Origin of the sequence: Mesorhizobium sp. M2A.F.Ca.ET.039.01.1.1 (genome assembly GCF_003998035.1) — a bacterium.
In the GTDB taxonomy this organism is placed as follows: Bacteria; Pseudomonadota; Alphaproteobacteria; order Rhizobiales; family Rhizobiaceae; genus Mesorhizobium.
On record NZ_RZRY01001071.1, the window covers coordinates 1 to 1,603 of the forward strand.

Annotated in this window: 1 protein-coding gene; it reads right to left on the reverse strand. The window is 62.6% G+C overall.

Annotation, left to right across the window (positions count from 1 at the left end; all coding sequences use genetic code 11):
* Positions 1–233: 233 nt before the first annotated feature.
* The gene (locus tag EOA24_RS37320; RefSeq protein WP_126082319.1) at positions 234–1,550 is read right to left on the reverse strand and encodes an ArgE/DapE family deacylase; all 1,317 of its coding nucleotides are present in this window, start codon (positions 1,548–1,550) and stop codon (positions 234–236) included.
* Between the last annotated feature and the right edge of the window lie 53 nt (positions 1,551–1,603).

The following is a 1,603-nucleotide window of genomic DNA, read 5'->3' on the forward strand; positions in this document are numbered from 1 at the left end:
GTACAAGCACAACGGCCATGTCCCGTTCCTCCCGGCATTCCAAACGCGCGAAGCGCCCCGAAATGCCAAGCGCATCATGCTCGATTTCCGGTTGAAATTCCAGAGCCGACTATCTGATTGGAAAAATGTTGCTTTTTACGCCCGGTTTTCGAGGCGCAAGGCGGCGGCTGCCAGATGGCCGGAACGCCATGCCAGCGCGATCGCTATTTCTCTGGATCATGCTCCAGCTTGCTCTAGCGGCACCATTTCTCCACGGCAATCGCAATTGCCTTCGTGCAATCAACGAGGTCGCGCACCGAAACGCGCTCATTGGGCTGATGCGCCTGCGCCGGGTCGCCGGGACCGAAATTGACGGTCGGCGTGCTGCCGAGGCCTGTCGGCAGGCCGATGTCGCTATGCGCGCCGAAGCCGCTCAGCGCCGGCGACAGATTGGCGTCCTTCACGGCCTCCTGGAAGACACTCACAAACGGACTGTCGGAGGGGATTTCGGCGCAGTCGGCATCAAGAATCCATTCGACCCGGGCAGGGTGCCGGCGCAGATAAGGGTCCGCCTGGCAGATATTGGCGATATGCTCTTCGATCTCGCGCTTGACGTTGCCGCCCAGCCTGAATTCGTCATGCTCGCTCGGCAGGTACTGCGCGTCGATGATGATCTCGCCGCGACCAGCCATGGAGGAGGGGTGCTCCCCGGCATTGATCTGGGTGACGATGATCTGGTTGGGCAGGTCCATCAGCGGATGGTTCTTCCTGGGGTCGAACATCCAGCGCCGGTTTAGGATATCAATGCCGTCGAGGATCTGCCGGCAGAGCTGAACCGCATCGACCGGGCCGCTCGAATACCAGGCGTTCGGCGTCAACTCCGCATGGCCGCCGATACCGTCGATGATGATCCTGCCCCACAATATGCCGTGGCAGAGCGGCGCGATCTTGTTTGCCGTCGGCTCGGTCATGATGCCGGCATCGGCGCTAAAGCCGCGATCGACCATGGCCAGCGACCCCATGCCGCCGATCTCCTCGTCGACGACGGTGGTGAAGACGATGTCTCCGGAAAGACTGACGCCGAGCCCCTTCAGGATTTCGACCGCCATCAGCATGCAGGCGACGCCGCCCTTCATGTCGACGGTGCCGCGCCCATGCAGGAAACCGTCCTTCAGCACGGGCTGGAACGGATCGGTTGCCCAGTGTCCGGCTGCGCCTGGCGGCACGACGTCGATATGACCGGTCAGCATGATAGAGCGGCCGCCGCCCGTGCCCTTCAGCACGCCGCCCAGATTGGGCCGGCCTTCAAAAGTCCTGCCCTTGTTGGCGCCGGCGCGTCCCTTGTATTTTTCATAGAGCGCCGGGCCGTCCGGGTCCCACAGATCGGTGGTGAAGCCGAGCGCCTCCAGGCGCTTCTGCAGATAGAGCTGGCAGTCGCGCTCGCCCGGGCCGGCCTCTTTCGGATTGGATTTCACGATCGAGGGGAAGGCGACGAGATCGCTCAGCGTCTCGACGATGCGATCGGCCGCTGCCTCGACGCGCGCGGCGATGGTCTCTTCCATGGAAGGCATTAGGATCTCCAACGTAGGGAAAGCCGGTCGGCAAGAAGGACGAACACCAGAAG

Bases quoted from the DNA above. Each gene is read 5' to 3' on its own strand.
- EOA24_RS37320 (WP_126082319.1), bottom strand. From the start codon at position 1,550: ATGCCTTCCATGGAAGAGACCATCGCCGCGCGCGTCGAGGCAGCGGCC.